This is a genomic window from Candidatus Hydrogenedentota bacterium (genome assembly GCA_035416745.1).
GTDB lineage: Bacteria > Hydrogenedentota > Hydrogenedentia > Hydrogenedentales > SLHB01 > UBA2224.
On sequence record DAOLNV010000127.1, the window covers coordinates 8691 to 11518 of the forward strand.

The following is a 2828-nucleotide window of genomic DNA, read 5'->3' on the forward strand; positions in this document are numbered from 1 at the left end:
ACCCAGAACCACGCCTCCGTTCGCACGCCTCCGACCTTCAGCCAGACGCGTTTTCCGGCCCAGGCATCCGGAATGTCGACCGAGCGCCTGTAGCGCGCCGTGCCCATGTAGACATGGTTGAGAGGGCGCGGGATGCAATCGAACGGCAGCCCCCATTCCTGGCTCATCCCCGGTTCCCCGACCCCCTGTGCTTCCCAGCAGCCGGGGACTGAGATCTTGCGCGCATTCGTCCAATCCGGTTCGTTCCATCCGGGTCCTTTGCCCATGCGATGGCGGCCGATCAGACGCGGATCGGTCACGAAATCCCACTCGCCCCGCAGCGATATGATTTGCTGAAGCGGCGAAAGCGCGGCCGGGTTTACGACCGCGGGCGAGGCGGGCCTCGGCCCCCAATGGTCGATAATCCCGGCTTCGGCCCGCCACGCTGCAACGGGAAGGAACAATGCAGCACAAGAACACTTGAGAAAGCTCGACATGATGGTTCTCCCTCATTTCATGACGTTGAAAGATCTTCCGTGAGTATACACGGTCTCTCGAGATAAGAAACCCTGGACAATCTTGCTGCGGGGAGCCTGGTTCCTGCGCTCCGTTTCGAAGTGCTATCTTTCTGATCAGAACGGTGCGCCTTGGGGGTCTAGAAAGGTGTCGCGCCCGATCCGGGCGGTGTAGTACTCGTAACAATCATCAAACTTGCCTTGGGCTTTGAGCAGGCGGAGATACCGCGCAAGCTCGTTGGGTTTGACCAGGAAGAAACGGCCATCTTTCCCGCCGTCGGCAAACCATTTAAGCGTGTCGAGCTGCTTGGCCCAGTGATAGGCGGCACTGAGCCGGGCGACATTGACCGCGGCGAATCCCTGGTATCCCGGGCAGTAGGTCAGCCCGAGGTCGTGTTTGACCGCAAAGAACCCCGCGGTCTGTTTCCAGGGTTTGGCCTCAACCTCAGGTCTCGCGGCGTGGAATCCTTGCGCGCCTATATGCACGAAATCCCCGTCGAAGGAGTTTTTGCGCTCGCCGATGTAGTACTGGTAACCCAGCGTTTTGACCATCCGAATCTTGGCCTGCCGCACCTCTTCGCGTCGTTTGAGGTACGCCTGGTATCCGGGCCAGTCAACGAAATCGCGCCAGTCTACGGTGGCGCCTGTGCGCGTGACCTTCCATGTGGTAGGGTTGGCGTAGCCGCCGCCATCCCACTCCGAGCCGAACGTGAAGTACTCGAGTTGGCCGCCCAGATAGCCCAGGGGCAGGTACTCGCGTCCCATGCGCTGAATCCACTCCGCTTTGGCGGTTTCCATTTCTGTCCGGAAGTCGTCGAGGGTGAACGCGTGGCAGACGCTGTCGTTGGGAAAGAACGCGCTGACGCCCCAGTAGTGCATCATGGGTTCGATATGCGCCGCCAAGTGGACAGTGAAAAGCTTGTGATACCATTCGGGGCAATATTCGATATGCGGCAGGTAGTAGCCAAGGCCGATCTTGAGCCGCATCGCGCGGATATTCTCGAACAGGACCGGCAAGCTCTCGCAGTATCCGAGTTCGTTTGTTCCGAACGTATAACATACGGCTATCTTGTTCTCGCCGGCATTGTGGTTCAGTTCGTCGTCGGACAGCTCGCTTTCCCATGGGGCGCGTTCCGGGCTCGAGAACCCCAGGCGCATCGCGCGCTTGATGCTGGGGACGCGGGCCGAAGCGGGTACGTCGAGCCGGCCGGCGCCCAGCAGGATGCAGTAGGGCCACAGAAAATGGTCCCATTCATCCCCGGCCGACACCATATGCCGGTTGCCCAGTTTCTTGGCCAGTTCTACCGCCTTCGGCATGTACTCAATCCAGTAGGGATCGTAGACCGCCAAGCAACGGCTGCGAATGAGCCAGCCGAGATAGCCGGGGTCAAACGAGTGCGCCTGGTGGATGCCGTAGGCAATCCCTCTCGCTTCGTGTTCCCAGCGTTGAAAGACCCGGCAGGTAAGGTCCCATGCGCGGTCGTTTTCGGCGGTCTGATCCACAACTCGCACCTGCACCCCCGCGGGAACTTCGGCGGGTTGCGTGTGCAACAGGTCAACCTGCGTAAGCCCGAACCGTTCGACAGCCTCGGCCAGCGGGACGCGGTCGGTAAACGCGAGCTTGCGCGAGAAGTACACGTCCGGCCACAGGTAGAAGTTGAGACGGCCGAAGAAGCCTGGGGCTTTTCCGGCTGGATCGTTCCAGATTTCACGCGTGCGTGAAGGGTATGTGGCGCTGCCATACCAGACCGGATACTGTTTGTCGCTTGCCTTCGTCCAGTCGGCAATCTCGCCCATGACGCCGTATGCGGTCCTGGCGTATGGGATCGATTCTCTGTTCATCGCAAGGGACTGATCATAGGGGTGTTGGTGAGGAACGTAGACGGCCTCGGTCTTTGTGATTCCCCATCGCTTCATGAGCTGTGCGTAGAGGTCCAGATAGTTGTCAAAGCGCAGAGACTCCGCCATCGAGCTGACCGGTTCGAGCATTGCGCGGGCATGGTTTCCCAATGTGCACCACAGCACGTCGAAATAGGAGTTGACCATGAGCAGTTGCTCGAGCACACGGCAACCGAAATAGGGCCACTTGTTCCAGCGGATGTCGTCGAACTCCGCCCAGTAGATGTCAAACGCGTATCCGGCCTGTTCAGCCATCCAAGCGAATGCCGGCACGATAGCGCCGCCGTCTCCGTACATGTGCGAAGAATCGAGTACGAGCATCGCGAGCTTGGTTCCCTTGGGGTAGTATTCCGAGAAGTACTTCCAGGGTTCCCTGCCTGCCTCGTACAATCCGGCGGGCATTTCCCTGATGGTTCCATCGGAGGGAGCTGCCTG

At 59.8% G+C, this 2828-nt stretch carries 2 protein-coding genes; both read right to left on the reverse strand.

All coding sequences use genetic code 11. The annotated features are described in order from the left end of the window. Positions 1–476: hypothetical protein (locus PLJ71_21435; protein HQM51253.1), on the reverse strand; the 476-nt coding region annotated here is incomplete at its 3' end. A 135-nt stretch (positions 477–611) separates the two neighbouring features. Then, positions 612–2828: hypothetical protein (locus tag PLJ71_21440; GenBank protein ID HQM51254.1), on the reverse strand; the 2217-nt coding region annotated here is incomplete at its 5' end.